Genomic DNA, 20,350 nt, shown 5'->3' with positions numbered 1-20,350 from the left:
AATGATTGATGGAAAACAGTTCTTAGGCCTGATGGCAGGAGCTCCCATTTTGATGCGAGCTGGGATGGCGGAAGCCTTGGAGCTGCCGGACGCTCGGAAGCGATTGGCGCTCGTGGTTGGCGCGGCGGTCAGAGATGAAAATGGCAATGAAAAAACGCGAACAAGAAGCAGAGAGACTATTTTCACGCCAGAGAGCGAAGCCGTGGGTTTTGCTATCGACTGTTATATCGAATAGACATGACGGCATAAAACGAATTGGCCTATAAGCATGTCATTACTTAAGCAAAGCTGAAATCTTGGCATCTAGTGCTCGGGACTGCCCAGCTTGGGGTACAACTCAACGTGAACAATGATGGCCCGCCACATGTTTGGCGGGCCTTTGGTTATTTGACGAAAGGATCGCAGCTATGAGCGAGAACGATTCCCAGCGTCCCCAGGATGCGGGCAACGCCGGCGAGACCCAACAGCAGCCGCGTGTGCAGGTAGAGTCGACGCCTGCCGACAGCAACATTCCCTACGTGCAGGCCTACGACACGCAGACCGGAAAGCCGCTGGGCAGCCAGCAGGTTGTAAACAAGCACACCGTGGTCAAGACTAAGACCAAAAAGCTGCCGATCTTTATTACGGCACTCGCCGGCTGTGCCTGCGGCGCCCTGCTGGTCATTGCGCTCATTATGAGTGGCACGCTCAACATTGGCGGCGGAAAGAATGCCGTGACGGCGGGTGCTTCGGGTTCATCGACGCAAAAGATTACGATTGATTCCGAGGACACCACGCTGGCCGAGGCCGTTTCTGCCAAGGCGTTGCCCTCCGTGGTTTCCATTACCGCCACTTCGAGCGGCAGCCAGAATGGCTCGCTTTCGCAGTCTGCCGACGAGTCGGACAGCTCGGGCAGCGTCGGCTCGGGCGTGGTGCTCGATACCGAGGGCCACATCCTCACTAACAACCACGTGGTCGATGGCTATGACCAGTACGTGGTGACCATGGATGACGGCACCACCTACGAGGCCGAGTTCGTGGGCAACGACGCTTCGAGCGACCTGGCCGTCATCAAGCTCAAGGACGCAGACGCCTCCAAGCTCACGCCGATTGAGATCGGTGATTCCTCCAAGCTCAACGTGGGCGAGTGGGTCATGGCGATTGGCTCGCCGTTCGGCAACGAGCAGTCTGTCTCCACGGGTATCGTCTCGGCGCTCTATCGCTCCACGGCCATGAGCTCTGCCAACGGTAACACCATCTATGCCAACATGATCCAGACCGATGCCGCCATCAACCCGGGCAACTCCGGCGGCGCGCTCGTTAACGATAACGGCGAGCTTGTGGGTATCAACTCGCTCATCGAGAGCTACTCGGGCTCCAGCTCGGGCGTGGGCTTTGCCATTCCGGTCAACTATGCCAAGAACATTGCCGACCAGATTATCGACGGCAAGACGCCGGTGCATCCGTACATGGGCGCTACGCTTTCGAGCGTCAACGCGCTCAACGCCCGCACCAACAAGCTGAGCACCGATAGCGGCGCGTATGTGGCGAGCGTCGTTGAGGATGGTCCTGCTGCCAAGGCCGGCATTCAGGAGGGCGATGTCATCACCAAGCTGGGCGACGACGAGATCACGAGCGCCGATGGCCTGATCATCGCACTGCGCAGCCACGAGGTGGGCGAGAAGGTCGAAATCACGCTCATGCGCGGCAAGGAAGAGAAGAAGGTCACTGTCGAGCTGGGCTCCGACGAGGAGCTGCAGAACCAGCAGCAGGACGACAGCTCGACCGACACCGGCAACGGCGGTATTACCGACGAACAGCTGCGCCAGTACCTGGAGGAGCTGCTAGGCCAGCAGGGCCAGGGGCAAGGCCACGGCCAGGGCTACTAACGAGCCGTTTCGCACATATCGAGGCCAGGGGGCTGTCCTATCAACGTGGGACAGCCCTTTTTTTATTGATCCGTTGGGGACGGAGGAAAACGGATCATTTAGAGCTGATAAGAGCATGGTTTAATCGCGCGACCCACCCCAGTCTGGCGGCTGCCGATTCGGTGCGGTTTGAGACCGCTATTCGGCCCCGTTGCGACCGGTGGTACTCTAGTGTCCGTTTGAAATCGAGCGAAGGAGTACCGCTATGGAGCAATCGAGCCTGTTTGGTGACGGTGTGGATATCGATACCGAAGCGCCCGCGAGCGCGGATGCCGCCGCACTGACCGATGCTCGTGCCCAGGCGGCAGCGCGCGCGGCCGAGCTGCGCCACGAGCTCGATTACCACGCCTACCGTTACTACATGCTTGATGCGCCCGAGATCACGGACGCCGCCTTTGACAAAATGCTCGTTGAGCTGCAGGAGATCGAGGCGGCCTATCCTGACCTGGTGACGCCCGACAGCTATACCCAGCGCGTGGGCGGCTACGTGAGCGAGCAGTTTACGCCGGTCACGCATATGGCGCGCATGTATTCCATGGACGATGCCATGGACCTGGACGAGCTCGACGCGTGGCTCCAGCGCACTGAGGATGCGCTCGGTGCCGGCAGCGTCACCTATACCTGCGAGCTCAAGATCGACGGTCTGGGCGTGGCGCTTACCTACCAAAACGGCACCTTCGTACGTGCGGCCACACGTGGCGATGGCACCACGGGCGAGGACGTATCGCTTAACGTCCGTACCATCAAGGATGTGCCCATGCACCTGTCCGAGCCGGCGCTTGCTCATATGGGCGCCGACCGCGAGCGTACCATCGAAGTACGCGGCGAGGTCTATATGCCCAAAGGCAGCTTTGTTCGTCTGAATGAAGAGGCCGATGCCGAGGGCCGCGACCCCTTCGCCAACCCGCGCAACGCCGCCGCCGGATCGTTGCGCCAGAAGGATCCCAAGGTCACGGCGCGCCGCGACCTGGCCACCTTTATCTACGCCATTGCCGATACCGATCCGCTGCACGTCCACAGCCAGCGTGAGTTCCTCGACTGGCTGCGCAGCGCCGGTTTTAGCGTCAACCCCAACGTGGCCCGCTGCGCCACGCCGGCCGAGGTCCATGAGTTCTGTGCCCAGGCCCTCGAGCATCGCGGCGACCTCGACTATGACATCGACGGCGTGGTCGTAAAGGTTGATAGCTTTGCCCAGCAGCTCGACTTGGGCTTTACCGCCCGCGCGCCGCGCTGGGCTATTGCCTTTAAGTTCCCGCCCGAGGAAAAGCAGACCGTCCTGCGCGAGATTCGCATCCAGGTGGGCCGCACCGGTGTGCTCACGCCGGTCGCCGAGTTCGACCCGGTGACGGTCGCCGGCTCCACCATCGCGCGCGCCACGCTGCACAACATCGACGAGATCCGCCGCAAAAACGTGCGCGAGGGCGACACCATCATCGTGCACAAGGCGGGCGACGTGATCCCCGAGGTCGTGGGCCCGGTGCTCGACAAGCGCCCGGCCGACAGCGTCGACTGGCACATGCCCGAGGTTTGCCCCGTGTGCGGTAGCCCCGTGGTCCACGAGGATGGCGAGGTTGCCTACCGCTGCGTCTCCATCGATTGCCCCGCGCAGCTCAAGGAGCGCCTGCTCCACTGGGTGAGTCGCGGCTGTATGGACGTGGACGGTCTGGGCGATGAGATCGTCGACAAGATGATCGCCGCCGGCCTGATTCACGACGTCGCAGACTTCTACCAGCTCACGGTCGATGACATCGCAGGGCTGGACACGGGCCGCACCTATGCCAGCTCCAACAGCAAAAAGGGCGTCAAGAAGGGCGACCCCATTCCGGTAGGCCTTAAGACGGCCGAGAAAATCATCGCCGAGCTCAACAAGTCCAAGAGCCAGCCGCTCGGTCGCGTGCTGTTTGCCCTGGGCATCCGCCACGTGGGCAAGAGCGTGGGCGAGGTCATCGCCGAGCGATTCCTGTCGATTGACAAGATCATCTTGGCGAGCGAAGAGGACATCGCCGAGTGCGAGGGCATCGGTCCCAAGATTGCGGCGAGCGTCAAGCAGTTCCTGGCCGTGCCCGAGAACCTTGCCGTGCTGGAGCGCCTGCGTCAGGCGGGCCTGTCGCTCGAGGTCGACTTGGGCGCCGCGCACGCGCAAGCCGCTGCCGACGCTGGCGTGGCGGGTGAGCTTGCTGACGCACAGCCGCTTGCGGGTCTGACCTTCGTGCTTACCGGCACGCTCGTCAACCGCACCCGCGACGAGGCGGGCGCGGCGCTCAAGGTGCTTGGTGCCAAGGTCTCGGGCAGTGTTTCAAAGAAGACGAGCTATCTGGTCGCCGGCCCCAAAGCGGGCTCCAAGCTCACCAAGGCCGAGCAGCTGGGTGTGCCCGTGCTGGATGAGGACGCACTCGAGCAGATTCTTGCGACTGGTGAGGTGCCCCAGGCTTAGTGCAACGATAACCAAATTGAAGAGCCGCCCGGAAAGCATGATGCCTTCCGGGCGGCTCTTATTTGGACGGGGCAGCCGGCACCGTGATCTGCGTCACGTAGGTTGCCGGATCATCGCTGATGATGTCGTCGATGAGGGCGATCTCGCGTCGCCCCGCTACGCTGCCAATTTGTCAAAAGCTCCGCGGCGGTTGAGCACGGTAAACGCGACAACACAAATGACCGCCGACAGAATCGACCCGCACGGCGAGGCGATGCCCATGGGAAACAGCGTGTCGGAATAGGCGTTCGACAGCAACCATGCACCGGGCACGCGAATGAGTACCACGGCCAGCACGTTGTGCGCAAAGCCGATGTAGCTCTTGCCATACGCAGCGAAAAAGCCGCTAAAGCAAATGTGGATGCCGGCAAAGATTGCATCGAAAATGTAGCTGCGCATATAGCCGGTGCCGGCCGCGACCACCGCGGCGTCCTTGGCAAAAAAGCCAATAAACGCCGGCGTCACCAGCCACATCAGCACCGTGATCAGGCAGCCGTATACTACCGAGATGGTCATGGCATCCTTGAGCACCTGACGTGCGCGGTCACCCTTGCCCGCGCCAGCGTTTTGCGCCGTGAGTGCGCTGACGGTAGCGCCCATGGAACTCGGCACGATAAACAAAAAGCTGATCATCTTCTCGACCAAGCCCACGGCGGCGGCGTCAACGAGCCCTCGGTGGTTGGCGATGACGGTGATAAACATAAACGCCACCTGGATGCAGCCGTCCTGCACGGCCACGGGCACACCGATCTTAAGGATGCTACCGAGCACTTCGGGCTGGGGGCGCAGGTCGCTGCGCTTGAGGTGGATATGCGTGCGGCGGCTCTTGAGCCACACGAGTGCGAGGGCCACGCTTGCCGTCTGGGCGGTTACCGTACCGAGCGCCGCGCCCACGGGGCCGAGTCCCATGTGGCCGATAAACAAAAAGTCGAGCGCGATGTTGATGATGCACGCCACGCCGATCACGTACATGGGCGAGCGCGAATCGCCTAGGCCGCGAAAGATGGCGGAGAGGATGTTGTACGCGGCGATAAACGGAATGCCGACAAAGCAGATGCGCAGGTAGGCGGCGGTGCCTTCGACCGCCTCGGCCGGCGTGCCAATGAGTGCCACGATCTGCGGGCACAGTGCGAGCAGGACGGCGGCCAGCACCACCGAGACGCCCATAAAGAGCGTGATGGTGTTGCCGATGGCAACCTCGGCGCGGTCGAAGCGGCGCGAACCCACGGCGTGGCCGACGATGACCGTCGTTCCCATGGCCAGGCCCACGAGCGTCACAGTAATGATATAGAGCGTCTGCGCGCCGTTGCCCACGGCGGTGATGCCGGCCGCGCCGCTAAACTGTCCCATCATGTACAGGTCGGCCATGCCGTAGAGCATCTGCAAAAAGTACGAGAGCATATAGGGCAGGGCAAAGACCGCGATGGTCTTGAGGACATTGCCGCGTGTGAGGTCGTGTTCCATGGGCGGGGCACTTTCTGGATTGGTTCGTTTACGTACCAGTGTAGTGAAAACCCTACAACGATTGTAGAGTCAAGGTTTGTGTTAGCGGCGGGCGAAAAAAGTCACGCTCCAAGCACGATGCTTTGACCCCTCCATGCTTCTCACCTCGCCTCGAACCATCACAACATTCGCCGTTTTTTGCCAAAATCGGGGAAAGCATCGAATGTTGTGATGGTTTTTCTACCACTCGATCGGGTGGAATCGCTTTCTTGCGCACGAAGGTGTGCGGACCTGTGGGCAGGGGAATAAGGTTGGTTATCCGACTCCATTGGAGGGCTCATGGACCTGCCGATCGTCCTGTCCCATAAGACTGCCTGGCTATACCACAACGTGGTGCGCCCGTCCGAGCCGCTCTCGCGGGCAAGCAGCCTATACGATGAGGACTCGCTTGCTAACGAGGCGGAGCCAACTGCGGGCCTGCCCAAATTGGGGCTCGATGCCAAGGGGCTGAGGGCTTCAACGGCAGTCGGGATCGTTACCGACTATCTGGTTTCGCTTGGTATTCCACGAGAAGAACTCAATCATATCGATACGTTCGTTAACTTCGATTTTGAGCGCTCGACGCCGGCTGGATTTAGGTGCCACGTGTTTGGGGCGCCGGTACCTCCAGGCCATCTTGTCGAGGTGGCAGAGGGCCTTCTGGTGGTTGATGAGGTCATGTGCTTTGTCCAAGCGGGTTCGTGGATGAGCGAGCCCGAGCAGCTGGAATATGGCTACGAAATCTGCGCCCGATACCATTTGAATCACCTGCCGACAGGCGATTATATCGAGATAGGGCAGAGGTATACCGCTGCCGACTTGATTGCCTATTGCAATGAGAACCGATGTCGACGGGGGGCCGCACGCGCGGCCGCCGTGCTCAAGCGCGTGCACGATGGCGCGCGGTCGCCCATGGAGACAGCCACCGCAATCATGGTCGTGGCAAAGCGTTCTCAGGGCGGGCTGGGATACGCCAAGATCGAGCTCAACCATCGGGTCGATGTTCCCAACGAGTTCAAGTATCTCGCAAAGGCCGGGTATTTCGAGATCGACGTATATGCGCCTGCGAGCGGTACGGGGATTGAATACAACGGCTCGGACCATCTTGATAAACAGCGCAGCGCGTCGGATGCGGAGCGTATGGCCGTGCTGAGCGCGCTGGGCTTTAAGATGATCGTCCTCACCGGGACTCAGTTTGCCCATCAGCTGCAATTGCACCGGGCGATGAATGCCATCGCACTCGCTATGGGTCTCAAGTGCGACCGAAGCGAAGCGTTCCAGAAACGTCAGAACGATCTGCGAGAATTCGTGATTCGGCACTGGGGCGGCGACCTTTAGGGGCGCTTTGGTCCTTCTGCGGGGTGCCGTGGGCAGGCAAACCATCACAACATTCGACGTTTTTTGCCAAAATCGGGAAAAGCATCGAATGTTGTGATGGTTTGTATGCTGAGGATGGGCTTGGAAAGTCCGTTTTGCTCGAAGCGACTTGTCCTGTCGTACGGGTGTCGGCATGATTCTCTCGTGGGGTATTATGTTTTCCGAAGAATAAAACGCCGCGTGAGGGGAGGGCTGCGTGGTCGGGCGCGTGCAACATGACGACTTTGGCCGCGATATCAACTACCTGCGCATTGCCGTTACCGACAAGTGCAATTTCCGCTGCATTTACTGCATGCCGGCCGATGGCGTGGCGCCCCGTGCACACGACGAGCTACTCAGTGCCGAGGAAATCGCCCGCTTTGTGCGCTTGGTGGCGGGGGAGGGCATTCGCCGCGTGCGCCTGACGGGTGGCGAGCCGCTGGTCAGCCGCCGTATCATCCCGCTCATTCGTGACATCCGCGCGATTCCGCAGATCGAGGATATCTCGCTTACCACCAACGGCGCCCTGCTGCCCAAGCTGGCACCGCAGCTCAAGGACGCGGGGCTTAACCGCGTCAACATTTCGCTCGACACGCTCGACCCTAAGCTCTTTGGAAAGATCACGCGCCTGGGTCGACTCGAGCAGACCGTGGCCGGCATCGACGCGGCGCTGACTTGGGGCTTTGAGCCCGTTAAGGTCAACTGCGTTGTGGTGCGCCGGCTCAACCAGGATGTGGCGGCCCTCGCGCGGCTCACGCTCGACCGCCCCATCCACCTGCGCTTTATCGAATATATGCCCATCGGCGACGAACACACGAGCTCGCATTGCGCTGTGGACCCGCATGCGCCCGCGCTCAATCCCGAGCTGTGGGACGCGAGCGATACCGTGCCGAGCGACGAGCTGCGGGCGCGCATCAATGCTGGGGCCGCCGCGACGGGACTGGGCGAGCTCGAGCCGCTCGACATCAACGACGCTCCTGCCGGCGCGGGCCCTGCGCGCTATTGGCACTTTCCGGGCGCGGCGGGAACGGTCGGCTTTATCAGCGCCATGTCCAACCATTTTTGTGCGAATTGCAACCGTCTGCGCCTGACGGCCGATGGCAACGTGCGCCCGTGCCTGTTCAGCGATGCCGAGTATTCGGCGCGTGAGGCGCTACGCCGTGGTGATGATATGCGGGTACTTTCGATTTGGCGCGATGCCGTCGCCCACAAACCGCAGGAACACGCGATAATTGAGGGCACGCAACGATTTATGTCCCAAATCGGAGGATGATCATATGGCCAAGAGCAGGTACGCCGATGCCACCAAGGCCGCTCGCAGGGCCGCGATGTCTGCCCACAAAGCCACGGTTGCGGCTGGCGATGCTGTCACTGCCGCACAGCCGACTTCCAGCGCTGCAGCCGAGCCCACCCGTGATGCCCGTCGCGACGAGCTGACGCACGTGGACGCCAAGGGCGAGGTACGCATGGTCGACGTGTCCGACAAGGCCGAGACCCATCGTATCGCCATCGCCGAGGGCACCATCCTCATGCACCCCGAGACACAGGCCATGGTGCTGCAGGACCGCGCCAAGAAGGGCGATGTGCTTGCCTGCGCGCGCGTGGCGGGCATTATGGCCATCAAGCGCACGAGCGACATCATCCCCATGTGCCATCCGCTTCTCATTACCAAGAGTAAGTGCGACATTGCGCCCATCGCTCCGGCGGGGACGCCGGCCGAGGACGTGCCCGAGGGCTGGGCGCCGGCGCGCACGGACGGGCAGGTTGGCTTTCACGTACTGGTCACGGCCGGCGTGACGGGCAAGACGGGTATTGAGATGGAGGCGCTGACCGGCGCGAGTGCCGCGTGTCTGACCATCTATGACATGTGCAAGGCCGTCGATCGCGGCATGGAGATTGTCGACGTGCGCCTGTTGCACAAGGAAGGTGGCCGCTCGGGCGTGTGGGATCGTTCAGAGCGTCAGGCCGCTGCTGCTGAGGCCGCCGGCGCCGACGGTAACGCGCCCGCGAGCGCACCCGTCGCCGTTGCGTCCGCAGCTCCGGCGCCGGCCGTCCCCGCGATCGCGTTTATCGGCTACCAAAATTCGGGCAAGACCACGCTCGTCGAGAAGGTTATCGCCGAGCTCACCCGCCGCGGCCTGCGCGTGGGTTCGCTCAAGCATCATGGGCATCACGGTTTTGATATCGATGTGCCCGCTAAGGACACCTGGCGCCATCACCAAGCCGGATCCAAGCACGTGGGCCTCATCTGCGCCACGCGCTGGGCGGAGTACGCTGACACGCGCGAGGAGGACGAGATGCCCGCGCGCGAGCTGCTGTCGCGCTACAACGATGTCGACGTGGTGATCATCGAGGGCTACAAGACCGAGGGCTTCGACAACATCGTGGTCGCGCGCTCCGGTGTCGACCGTCTGCGCGGCAAGAGCTCGCTCGACCTGGTCGACGGTCACACGCTGGCGCTTGCCTGCAACGAAGCCCTGGCGCGCCAGGCCTTCGACGCCGGCTTTGCGACCCGAGCCATCAACATCAACGACGCCCGAGCCATCTGCGATCTGATCCAAGACCACCTCGGTAGATCTTAGGGACATGCCTTAAAATCTACCAAGTAGTTCATGCTGGGCGGAAAGACAGAAGGAAGGGGCTCGATGTGTCCTTAGTAAGGCATACGGATAGATTGAGCCAATGGACGGAGGGCCAAATGCTCGCTGCCCACATTCGTATGCAATAAGGAGCCCCATGCCCACATCTGTATTTCCAAAATTCCACTCATCGCTGTCCACGCAGGCTAAACGCCTGGTGGCCATGCGCTTTCTCATTTACACCGGTTTTCAGACCAGCTACTTTATCGGCGTCATCGGAACGCTCACCTATGCGGACGGCGCTTCGGTCGTCGCGACATCGCTGGCCGTCCTGTTTATGAATGTATTCGTGATCCTGGGATCCTTTGCGGGTGGCGCGGAGCTCGACGCCTGGGGTCCGCGCCGCCATTTCTTGCTGAGCATCATCGGCGCTCTCGCAACTGGCACGGCAATCATCGCTTTTGGTAGCGCGACCGGCGTCGTCCTGCTCGGCGCGGTGTTTCTGGGCTTTACGATGGGATTCGCCCAGCCCATCGCCACATCCTATCCGGCCTATCTCACCGACGATCCTGTCGAGCTCAAAGACATCAACTCCGCCATCGCCATGTTTTCAAACGTGAGCATCATTGTTGGCCCCATGCTGGGCGGCTTTGTCGCGGCGGCTGCGTCGTCGCGCGCGGTCTTCGTGCTCATGATGCTCTCTACCGTGTTGGCGTTCGTCGTCGGTTGGGGCTTTAGGCCGCAGACCAGCCATGTCGCCGGGGATGCGGATGCCGATTCGGCAGAGGAAGGGGAGCGTGCGGGACGAAGCTCCAACCCCAGCACGTCCGCCCGCGCCACCTTCGCAGCCAGCATCAAGACAGTCTTCACCAACAGCGTCCTCGCGCTACTTTTCTGTATCATTTTTCTTTCGAACTTTGGCTACGGAGCTTTCGATCCGCTCGAGTCGTTTTTCTATCGCGATGTCCTACGCGTCGGCGTTGGGTGGATGGGCTGGCTCTCGTCGGCCAGCGGTGTCGGCGCGGTGCTGGGCGCCGTCGTTGCGCTCCGCTTGCCACCGCACCTGGTCAACCTTAAAACACTGCTCGTGGCGCTTATGTCCGTGGGCCTGGGAAGTCTGCTCTATGTGGGGACGCCGTACGTGGGCGTGGCCCTCGTCGGCCAGATCGCACTGGGCATAGCCTGGGGTGTCGTCAACCCGCTCCACAACACCATTGTGCAAACGACGGCACCGCTCGAGCAGCTCGGTCGCGTGAACTCGGTCATGGGCTTTGGCAATATGTTCGCCGGCGTGGCCCCTCTGGCGATTGCCCCGTGGCTGGCGGCAACATTTGGCGTACAACGGACACTCGTGGGAGCGGGCATGGTCGTGACGGCGGTTCCCGCGGCGCTGCTGCTGTTTGGACGCCGGCATTTGGATCGTGCCGCAAAGCAGTAAAAACCATCACAACATTCGATGAAAATCGCGATTTTGCCGAAAAACGTCGAATGTTGGGACGGTTTGCGCCGCGGATCCTGCCGCCACAAAGGGGACGGGCGCCTTTGTGGTGGTTTTTGCTTTGACAGGTCGCCCCTGCGCCTTGGTATACCATGTACGCCGTTCACGAATACACCCCACACCGCCGCACAACCCAGAAAGGTCCCCATGGACGCCACCTTCAGCCGCATCAAAGCCGTGTTCTGTGATATCGACGGCACGCTGCTCACGAGCCAGCACACGGTGTCCCCGCGCACCGTGGCGGCGATCCGTTCCCTGCGCGAGCGCGGCGTGCTCTTTGGTCTGTGCACCGGGCGCGACGCCCACGCGACCGAGGCCATGTACGAGCTCTGGGGCATCGAAGGCCTGGTGGACGTGCTCGTGGGCTGCGGCGGCGCCGAGGTCATCGACCGCGCGCACGACATCAACGAGCTGAGCTATCCGCTGCCGGGTGAGACTATCGCGCGCATCTGCAAGCACATGGCGGACCTTCCGGCAACGCCCGTCTGCCCCCGAGACGGCGTGTTCTACGTGCCCGAGAGCAACGCGTGCGTCGAGCACCTGTCGCGCGTCGATGGCGTGCCCTATCAGGTGGTCGATTTTGCCGAGTTCTTACGCGAGCCGCAGCCCAAGGTGATGTTTACCATGGCGCCCGAGGTAATGCCGCGGGTGATTGAGCGGGCGTCGACGTTTGCCGATGACACTGTTAAGGCAGCGGCTCTGCAAACCACGCAGCGGCTCTACGAGTTCATGGATCCGCGCGTGTCCAAGACGCGCGGCCTTGTGCGCGTGGCGGAGCTCAACGATATGGAGCTCCAGGACATCTGCGTGTTTGGCGATGCGGACAACGACACCTGCATGGTGGCCGACGCCGGCGTGGGCGTGGCCATGGCAAATGGCAGCGACGCCACCCGTGCCGCCGCCGACTTTGTAACCGCCAGCAACGACAAAGACGGCATCGCGATCTTTATCGAGGAACATCTGCTGTAGCGCAGGGGGGAGAACCACCACAATAGGTGGCAGGCATCTTTGTGGTGGCCTCAGGCGATTTGGGCGAATTGCTACCTAGAATCTGCACGAAAATTCAAATATAGTTGTCTGAACATCATGCTTCTAACCACCGGTGGGTTAAAGATATTCTCATCAGTTTGGTAGGATATTCCTTCCGGTTAATGATCTACCGTTCACGGTCGATTTTCGACCGTTCACAGGATGTTTGCTCTTGAGCAAAAGGTTGTGCAAATAAATAAAATGCTATTAAAAAACTGATAACTAACTTAATTACCAGTAGAAACAAAAAATAGATAGTGAATAAACGAAGGTAAATCTGAGTAAATGTCAAGAGAATTAAGAACTTGCACAAAAATGTCGGTTTTGCTGCTCAGATGTTTAAACAATCGTTATAATTGCATCACTTAGCGAGCGCAATTACAGATTGCGCAGATACGTTTGATAGGGAAAGAGCAAGATCGCGGTCTCTTGGGGAGGAGACATCGATGAAAGCGAATTCGAACAAATCTAAGCAGAGTAATAAAGCGACGCGCCGTGTACTGGCAGGCGTTTTGTGCGGAGCCTCCGTTTTGAGCCTGGTACTGTCGCTCGTCATGCCTCCGATCTCGCAGGCCATTGCCAACGATGCCCAAACGGTTTCTACCGAGAAAACTGTGACGGGGGGGGGTTCCTCAAGTGAGTCTACTGATGTAGACAGCACCAACAACGGGGATACCGAAAACCAGAATAGTGACGATGCCGGGAATGGCGCGAGCGAGGACAACGTCGCAGCAGACTCGACTGCTGATGGCGCGGAAGTCAAGGGTGCCGAGCGGCCTGCGGATGACGGTGCTAACGGCGATGGCGCAATCTCACTTGCTGCAGAGAATGAACCGACTCATGAAATTAGCAGCGGGACGGATCTGAACTTAAAGCTCCTTAACAAGGATCTACGCGATGGAAACGGTGCTGCTACTTTTAAGCTAACTGCCGATATTGAGTACGACGATGAGATTCGGCTTGAAGGGGCAAACACCAAGATCACCTTGGACTTAAATGGCTTCAAGATTAAGCACGGTAGTGGTGCCAGTCCGTTGTTCGATGTTGCAGATTATGCGACGCTTACGGTCATGGATTCCGGGAAAGTACCGGAGAATGTTGCCGACGGCCAGCAGCTGCAAGATAAGGACGAGCATCTGACACCTGACAATTATGGCAAGACGGCAATAATGTCTTATGACGTTAATGACGTTCCGAAAGATCTTACCTATTACGTAACCGAATCGACTGCAAGTGGTGTAGATACCACTGAGAAGATCAAAGAGTACAAGGCGACTATTAAGGGCGCAATTGTTGGAGTCACCAAGAACTCCACGATGAGGCTCATTAACGTTTACCAACATGGCACGTTTAACCTCGTAAGTGGCGCTATTACGCAGAAAAAGGACTGCAATGTCGGCAACCTCATCTATGCCGAGAACGGCTCTACCGTCAATATGAGCGGTGGTTACGTTTGCGGTGCAACCTCTAATAGCCGTGGCGCAGGCATCGAACTTGGCGTCAAGGAAGGCAATGGTGCCACCCTCAATCTCACCAATGGCGTGATCGCAGGTAACTGCGCTGGCGCTGGCGGCGGTGTGTACGCTAGCGGTGTCGGTGTGCCCGCTAACGACCCTAACAAAACCACGACCAAAATCAACATGACCGGTGGCATAATCTCCGGTAATAGCACACTCAACGTGGGACTCGGTGGCGGCATTATGGCCGAGGGCGGCATCGTGACCGTTTCTGGTGGCTATATCACGAATAATAGAATGGCTAAATTTTGCGGCCACGATGGCAACGGTGACCATGGCGGTGCTGGGCTTGCTGCCAATAACGGCGCCCATGTTACCATTTCCGATGGCCAGATTACTGGCAACTATTCCGAGGAAGCTGGCGGTGGCGTTTACGTTACCGATGCTGGTCGACAAAACTGCTCTCGCAAGGATACGGCTTGGCTCAACATTACGGGAGGAACAATTGCCTCTAACGTGAGCTTCCGATCTGAGGGCGCTGGTATCCGCGTTGGCCAGATGGTCGACGCGATGATTAACGGCACTCCAGACAGCAACGGCACTCTAGGCAGAAAAGTCTACATCACTAACAACTACTGCATGTCTCGCTTTGACTGGGGCGGTGGCGGTATCTTCGTCCAGGGAAACTCGAATGAGGGTATGGAAAAGACCGCTGGTAGATTATTTGTATACAACTCGTACATTAGCAGCAATACCGCTGGTGGCTATGGTGGTGGCGTTGCAGTCTGCCCGACGGGCAAGACGTTGGTAACGAACACTAAGGGCACGGCAATCTTTGGCAATAAGTCTGCTGGCGCTGAGTATGATAACGATGACCATAACAGTAAACCTTACGACAAAGATAACAATTTCGGCAATGACGTTACGCCCCATCTTTCAGGCGGTGGTAGTGGCAAGAATCAAGATAAAGATGCATACAGATCGAAGGTGTTTCGCGATAGGGGTCATGCCGATTTCTTCCTTGCGGCAGCGGCTGGCCATCAGGAACCGCTTGCGGCAGTAATCGGCAAGATGCTCGGCGACGGAGACGCCAAGTATTCTGGAAGCAAAGAACGCAGTGATACCAAAGAACTCAGTGAGCCTATCGATATCCCTGCCAATGGCGGCGTGAAGATTTATCGGAGCATCGGTCTGTCTTCGGGTGTCATAGCTGGAAGTGATGAAGCGAACAAAGCGCAGGAAGCTGCCGGAACTTTCATCACGGGCAACTATTCCTGGGACCATGGCGGCGGCATCATGTCGAATGGCGACTTGTACCTAGGCGTGCCTGCGGATACGTACGTCTACCCGAGCCTTAAGCTGAAGGCGTCAAAGGCGCTGAAAAATAAGCAGACCGAAGAAAGCATGGCGCTCGCCGAAGACCAGTTCTCCTTCTCGGTCTACCGTAAGGATTCTGGTCACGCGACGAGGCCCTATTGGAATGACAAGACATTCAGCGATGGCGGCTGCACCTTGGTCGGAACTGCCAAGAATGATGCGAGCGGTAACATCACCTTTGACCTTGGCGAACAGTTCATTGATAAGACTGTTGAGGCTAACAAGATTACATACTACTTGGTCGAACAGGCCGGTGGAGACTCGGGCATTGAGTACGACCGCACTGTGTACGAGGTCGAGGTGCGGCTCACGGACAACAAAACTTTGCTCATGAAGGTGCCGAAAAAGGATGATCCAAACGAGAGCGTGGAGCTTTACGTTCATAACTGCACGATCGCAAGCGTGAGTGTGACCAGGCACTCCGAGAATTCAAGCAGCCTGCTGGGTGAGGTACAGCCGGGTGGAGACGGCTACTATTCAATTGGTTGCTCCGATGGATCAAAGACCTTCACCAACAAGTACACTCCGCCGTACACCTCCAGCGGCTCCTGGACGCCCATGGCGACCAAGGTCGTTGAGGGTGGCGAGATGAAGGAGTTCACGCTCGAGTTTGCGGATAACGAGAACTTCGATGGTGCCAAGACGGTTATGACCGACCCCGACGGCGTGATTACCACCACTGCCGACGGCAAGAAGTCTCAGATCCGGAGCTTCGACGAGATTGAGTACAAACTCGATCAACTCGACAAGCTCAAGAACGACTCTACTGGCCGTGGTGCTTCCAAGACCTTCACGTACTTCGTGCGCGAGCAGCAGCCAACCACACCGTTTACGAACTATAAGTACGACCAGTCGATCTATCAGATTACGGTCAACGCGGTTGACGACACTGAGGGCAAGATCAACATCTCTGCGACCTACAAGCAGATTCAGGATCGTGATGGAAAGCCAGTGACCAACGACACGGGCCGCGAACTCACTGAAAGTTCCATCCCCACCTTCACCAACACCTACTCCACCACTCTGCCCCTTTCTGGTATGTCGGGCGTCACTCTGACGTACCTTGCCGGCGCGGCGGTGCTTTGCGCTGCTGCGGCCTGGATGCACATTCGTCGCAAGGCGAATGCGAAGGGAGGCGAGCGTCGTGAATAAGAAAGTTTGCTCCTTCCCGATCTTGTTTGCGCTGCTTACCCTCCTGATCGGCACCTGCGCGGTTGTGTTCCCCGCATCCGCGCAGGCCGCGCCGAGCGCGAACGGTTCCATCACGGTGAGCGGCACCGTGGCGAGCAGCTACGACGCCTACCAGATTTTTAGTGCCAACGTCGTCGATGACGACAACGACGCCAAGATCGCCACCGACCTCGCTTGGGCAAGCGCCGCCGTGCGCGACGCCGCGCTGCCTGTGCTGCACAGCGCCGGCATGCCCAATTCCCGGACCACCGCGCAGGAAGCTGCCGAGTGGCTCAACACCGATTCTCACCTTACGAGCGCGCTGAGCGCACAGCTCGCTCGTTCCCTCCAGAGCTCTGGCCCCGTGTCCGTGGCCCTTAACGCGGGCACGGCGGCCGAGCTGCCCTGCGGCTACTGGCTCATCGTCGCCGACGACGACGCCATCGCCCAGGGCGAGGCCGGCACCGCGCCGATCATGGCCCTGGTCGGCGGCAGCGCCGTCACCGTCAAGCCCAAGGCGGCGACCCCCAAGGTGTCCAAGCATGTGCTGGAGGACAGCACCGCCGCTTGGCAGAAGGCCGCCGACGCCACGGTCGCCGACGACCTGTACTGGCGCCTCTCTGCCACGGTCCCGGCGGGCCTTGCCGCCTACGACACCTATACGGTGCGGTTCGTCGACACCATGAGCGCGGGGCTCGACCCCTCCAAGGTCGCCGCGAGCATGCGCGTGTACGTGGCGGCGGGCGCGGACGGCGGCTTCGACGCTGTCTCGGCCGGCAAGGACGGGCGCGCCGGCACCGAGCCCGCGCAGGGCTGGACCGATATCACGGCCCAGTGCGCCACCAAGGTGGCGGCGGACGGGACCTTCACCGTGCGCACCGGCGACCTGATCGCCGCGCTCGGCGGGGCCGACGCCTTCACTGCGGGCGCCCGCGTGGTCGCCGTGTACAACGCGCCGCTCAACAGCGCATGCAACCACGGCATCGCGAAGGGCAACCCCAACGAGGTCTACCTGCGCTACCCGCGCTCTCCCTTTGCCGACCAGTCCGGCGACGCCGGCTTCACCCGCACGCCGAGCGACGATGCGTGCGCCTACACCTGGGATCTCGCGCTCACCAAGCGCGGCAGCGACGGCGACAAGCCGCTTGCCGGGGCAGTCCTGAGCATCGCCGACGACCGCGGCCGCACGCTGGCGGCCGACGGCACGTGGGATGCGGAGGGCAAGGCCACCGTCACCACGGGCGAGGACGGCCGCGTGACCGTCTCGGGCGTGGACTCGGGCAAGCTGGATGTCCGCGAGCTCAAGGCGCCCAAGGGCTACACCGCCTTTGAGGGCACGCGTTCCGTGACAGTCAAGGCCGAGGGCCTGGACGTCGACCAGGTGGCCGCCGCCAAGCCCAAGCTCACCATCACGGCCGAGTCGCCCCTACGCGCCGACAGCGCGGACGGGTCGACGGGCAGCCTGGAGGCGTCGCTCATCAACACGCCCACCGGCATACCCCCTAGCATTACCACCGGAGGCTTTATGCCCTCGACTGGCGATATGGCAATGTACGCCGCGGTCGCCGCAGCGGTCGCCGGAGCCGCGCTCATCGTGGTCGCGCTCCTGGTCAAGCGGGGAGGTGGCAGCCATAAAGAGTAGCTGGCAGCCCCACAGAGAGCGGGGCGAGACGTAGCGAAGCAGATGCTAAGACACAGACAGATGATGATCGATCGAATGAGAACCAACCGGAAAACGGAGGAAAAGAAGATGAGCATGAGCAAGAACATCGCACGCCTGGCAGTAACCGCCGGCCTCACCGCAACCCTGAGCTTCGGCGGCGTCATGGCTCCGGTGACCATGGCGTTTGCCGCAGATGCGGCGGCTGCCACGACCAATAGCATCACCATCAATAAGAACACTGAGAACGGCGATGTGAAGTACAAGGCATACCAGATCTTTAAGGCCGATGTCGTGGACAAGGACGGGAAGAAGGTCGCGTCCAACGTCGATTGGGCCGACGGACTATCTGTCGCTGATAAGAATGGCATCATTGCCGCCATAAAGAGTGACGAGAAAGGCGGCGAGCTTCCCGGGACTCCCTCTGCACAGGACGTCGCCGACTGGATGGCCACATATCTCCAGGATGCTTCTCAGGTTGTGAACAATGATGATTTGCTCGATACGATTGCTAGCTTGGTCAAGGACACTACTCCTGTCACGCCAAAGGGAGCTTCTGCCGCTGCTTTCGCCGCGGACATCTCAGTATCATTTGATAACTCTGGCTACTATCTCTTCCTGACGGACGTTGACTCTATCGGCACTGCGGATAGCCATTCCGGCAAAAAGCAGACTGGTACTTCCCCGATTTTCGCTGTCGTGGGCGGCAGCGCTGTTGAGGTTACCGAGAAGACCGGCATTCCTACGGTCGAGAAGAAGGTCAAAGACGACAAGCCCGGTAGCGATTGGAAAGACAAGGCAGATTCCCAGATGGATCAGGACGTCCATTACCAGCTGACGGGCACCGTTGCCGACAACATCGCCACGTTCGACACCTACTATTATGAGTTTAACGACGAGCTCTCTGCCGGCCTTACGGCAGACGCGGGCACCATTGAAGTTAAAATCGGCGATAAGACCCTTTCTCGTAACTCGACTGAGGGCGACAATACTGGTTACGATGCTTCGATTGATAATACAACTAACACGTTGACCGTAAAGTTTGCCGACCTCAAAACTGCTGCGAACTTGGCCGGCGCGACGCTCGACGACCGCTCTAATGTCGTCGTCACTTATACTGCCAAGCTCGACCACAAGAAGGTCGATAAGGTTACTGTTGGCGGCGAGGGCAATCCCAACAGCGTCAAGCTCATCTACTCCAATAACCCCATGAGCAATGGCAAGGGTGAGTCCGTGCTCGATACCGTTCGTGATTACACCTATGCGCTTAAGCTCGTCAAGGAAGATTCGGAAGACAACACCAAGCTCAAGGATGTCGAGTTTACCATCAAGGCCACGGGCGCTAACGAGCTTGAGGCTGGCAAAGTGGGCGTGCAGTATGTTCAGGAGAACGGTTCGCTTGGCAATGATGAACATCGGTTTAAGACTGATGAGAGTGGTGAAATCAGCGTAACCGGACTCGACGCCGGTACCTACACGGTGCACGAGGTTGAGGGCAGTAACCCTGGCTACAACACGTTGGATGACTTTACCTTCACCATTACCGCCGAGGGCCTTGGTGAACTCGAGGGCAAGACGTTCGCTGGGAACACTGATCCGAATACGTTGAAAGTGACCGCAGAGAAGGACAGTTCCACTTTGGTCACCCCGAAAGTCACCGGCGGCACCGTCACCCTCACCGTCAAGAACAAGAAGGGCTCTAACCTCCCGCTCACCGGCCTCAACGGTGTGACCTTCACTTGGATCGCTGGCGGCGCGGTGCTCGTCATCGGCGTGGCGCACCTCATCCGCAGCCGTAAGCAGGCTGAGGAGTCCGAGCAGGAGTAACGCTCACTCACCCATCTCTTTGGCAGGTGGGATGTGATGGCCATGAGACTTGCGGACACTTTTCTCGTCCATCCACGTTCTTGCTTTGCCATTCTCTTTTCGGGGCAGACTCCGTACTGGAGTCTGCCCTGTTTTTTGGACAATGCAGCCAGCCTCCATCGTCCGATGCAGACTCGTTCGTCATCGCGTTTCTTGACTCGTATGAGGTTCGGTTTAAGGTCCGTAGGCGCACGCGCGGTGCGGACGGCAGAAGGCATTTGCGCCGAAAGCGCAAATAAGAATGCCCGGGGGTCGGATCCCGGGCATTTAACAAAAACTGAAAACTAGGCCGCCCGCGCTCTCGTACACTTACGCGGGGTGCGTCGTTTTCTATTGACATTGTATCCCGAATCGCCCAGCCGATTCGGGACATTTTGAAAACTCAAATGCGGGCCCATACTCGCCCTTGATTATCGACTTCATCCGAACACCTCCCACATTCATCCGTACATGTACGGATGAATGTGGGAACCCGATACCCTGAGGGCCGGATCGG

At 59.5% G+C, this 20,350-nt stretch carries 12 protein-coding genes; 11 read left to right on the top strand and 1 reads right to left on the bottom strand.

Annotation, left to right across the window (positions count from 1 at the left end; translation table 11 throughout):
- Nucleotide 1 precedes the first annotated feature (1 nt).
- The 3 genes from DW211_RS00065 to ligA all read left to right on the top strand — a co-directional run bounded on the left by DW211_RS00065 (nucleotide 2) and on the right by ligA (nucleotide 4,341).
- On the top strand, nucleotides 2-235 hold the full coding sequence (locus DW211_RS00065; RefSeq protein ID WP_118258525.1) for a hypothetical protein: 234 nt from the start codon (nucleotides 2-4) through the stop codon (nucleotides 233-235).
- Nucleotides 236-407: 172 nt separating this feature from the next.
- Nucleotides 408-1,868: a S1C family serine protease gene (locus tag DW211_RS00060; RefSeq protein WP_118258523.1), complete on the top strand. Its 1,461-nt coding sequence runs from the start codon at nucleotides 408-410 to the stop codon at nucleotides 1,866-1,868.
- 244 nt (nucleotides 1,869-2,112) lie between these two features.
- Nucleotides 2,113-4,341, top strand: a complete 2,229-nt coding sequence (gene ligA / locus DW211_RS00055; protein WP_118258522.1) for an NAD-dependent DNA ligase LigA — start codon at nucleotides 2,113-2,115, stop codon at nucleotides 4,339-4,341.
- Nucleotides 4,342-4,497: 156 nt separating this feature from the next.
- On the opposite strand, the gene DW211_RS00050 is transcribed toward ligA, so the two are convergent.
- The gene (locus DW211_RS00050) at nucleotides 4,498-5,844 is read right to left on the bottom strand and encodes an MATE family efflux transporter (RefSeq protein WP_118258520.1); all 1,347 of its coding nucleotides are present in this window, start codon (nucleotides 5,842-5,844) and stop codon (nucleotides 4,498-4,500) included.
- A gap of 318 nt (nucleotides 5,845-6,162) precedes the next feature.
- Here DW211_RS00050 and DW211_RS00045 point away from each other — a divergent pair, with 318 nt between their 5' ends.
- The 8 genes from DW211_RS00045 to DW211_RS00010 all read left to right on the top strand — a co-directional run bounded on the left by DW211_RS00045 (nucleotide 6,163) and on the right by DW211_RS00010 (nucleotide 19,815).
- A complete protein-coding gene (locus DW211_RS00045; protein WP_118258519.1) occupies nucleotides 6,163-7,200 on the top strand; it encodes a hypothetical protein in 1,038 nt (345 codons plus the stop codon).
- 235 nt (nucleotides 7,201-7,435) lie between these two features.
- A complete protein-coding gene (gene moaA, locus DW211_RS00040) occupies nucleotides 7,436-8,491 on the top strand; it encodes a GTP 3',8-cyclase MoaA (RefSeq protein ID WP_199576609.1) in 1,056 nt (351 codons plus the stop codon).
- 4 nt (nucleotides 8,492-8,495) lie between these two features.
- Nucleotides 8,496-9,800 carry a molybdopterin-guanine dinucleotide biosynthesis protein B gene (gene mobB / locus DW211_RS10390; protein WP_118258517.1) on the top strand — a complete coding sequence of 435 codons (1,305 nt, stop codon included), beginning with the start codon at nucleotides 8,496-8,498 and terminating at the stop codon, nucleotides 9,798-9,800.
- 154 nt (nucleotides 9,801-9,954) lie between these two features.
- A complete protein-coding gene (locus DW211_RS00030; protein WP_158568449.1) occupies nucleotides 9,955-11,235 on the top strand; it encodes an MFS transporter in 1,281 nt (426 codons plus the stop codon).
- Nucleotides 11,236-11,442: 207 nt separating this feature from the next.
- The gene (locus DW211_RS00025) at nucleotides 11,443-12,264 is read left to right on the top strand and encodes an HAD family hydrolase (protein WP_118258514.1); all 822 of its coding nucleotides are present in this window, start codon (nucleotides 11,443-11,445) and stop codon (nucleotides 12,262-12,264) included.
- Between the two features lie 506 nt (nucleotides 12,265-12,770).
- Complete coding sequence (locus DW211_RS00020; protein WP_118258513.1) at nucleotides 12,771-16,310, top strand: Spy0128 family protein; 3,540 nt, start codon at nucleotides 12,771-12,773, stop codon at nucleotides 16,308-16,310.
- Nucleotides 16,303-17,970 carry a SpaA isopeptide-forming pilin-related protein gene (locus DW211_RS00015; RefSeq protein WP_158568448.1) on the top strand — a complete coding sequence of 556 codons (1,668 nt, stop codon included), beginning with the start codon at nucleotides 16,303-16,305 and terminating at the stop codon, nucleotides 17,968-17,970. The genes DW211_RS00020 and DW211_RS00015 overlap by 8 nt, the downstream gene beginning before the upstream one ends.
- A 114-nt stretch (nucleotides 17,971-18,084) precedes the next feature.
- On the top strand, nucleotides 18,085-19,815 hold the full coding sequence (locus DW211_RS00010) for an isopeptide-forming domain-containing fimbrial protein (RefSeq protein ID WP_158568447.1): 1,731 nt from the start codon (nucleotides 18,085-18,087) through the stop codon (nucleotides 19,813-19,815).
- Nucleotides 19,816-20,350 lie beyond the last annotated feature (535 nt).

It is taken from the genome of Collinsella sp. AM18-10 (assembly GCF_003471585.1).
Lineage (GTDB): Bacteria > Actinomycetota > Coriobacteriia > Coriobacteriales > Coriobacteriaceae > Collinsella.
Note: the sequence above shows the minus strand (reverse complement) of the source record. Positions and strands in the feature narration are given on the sequence as shown.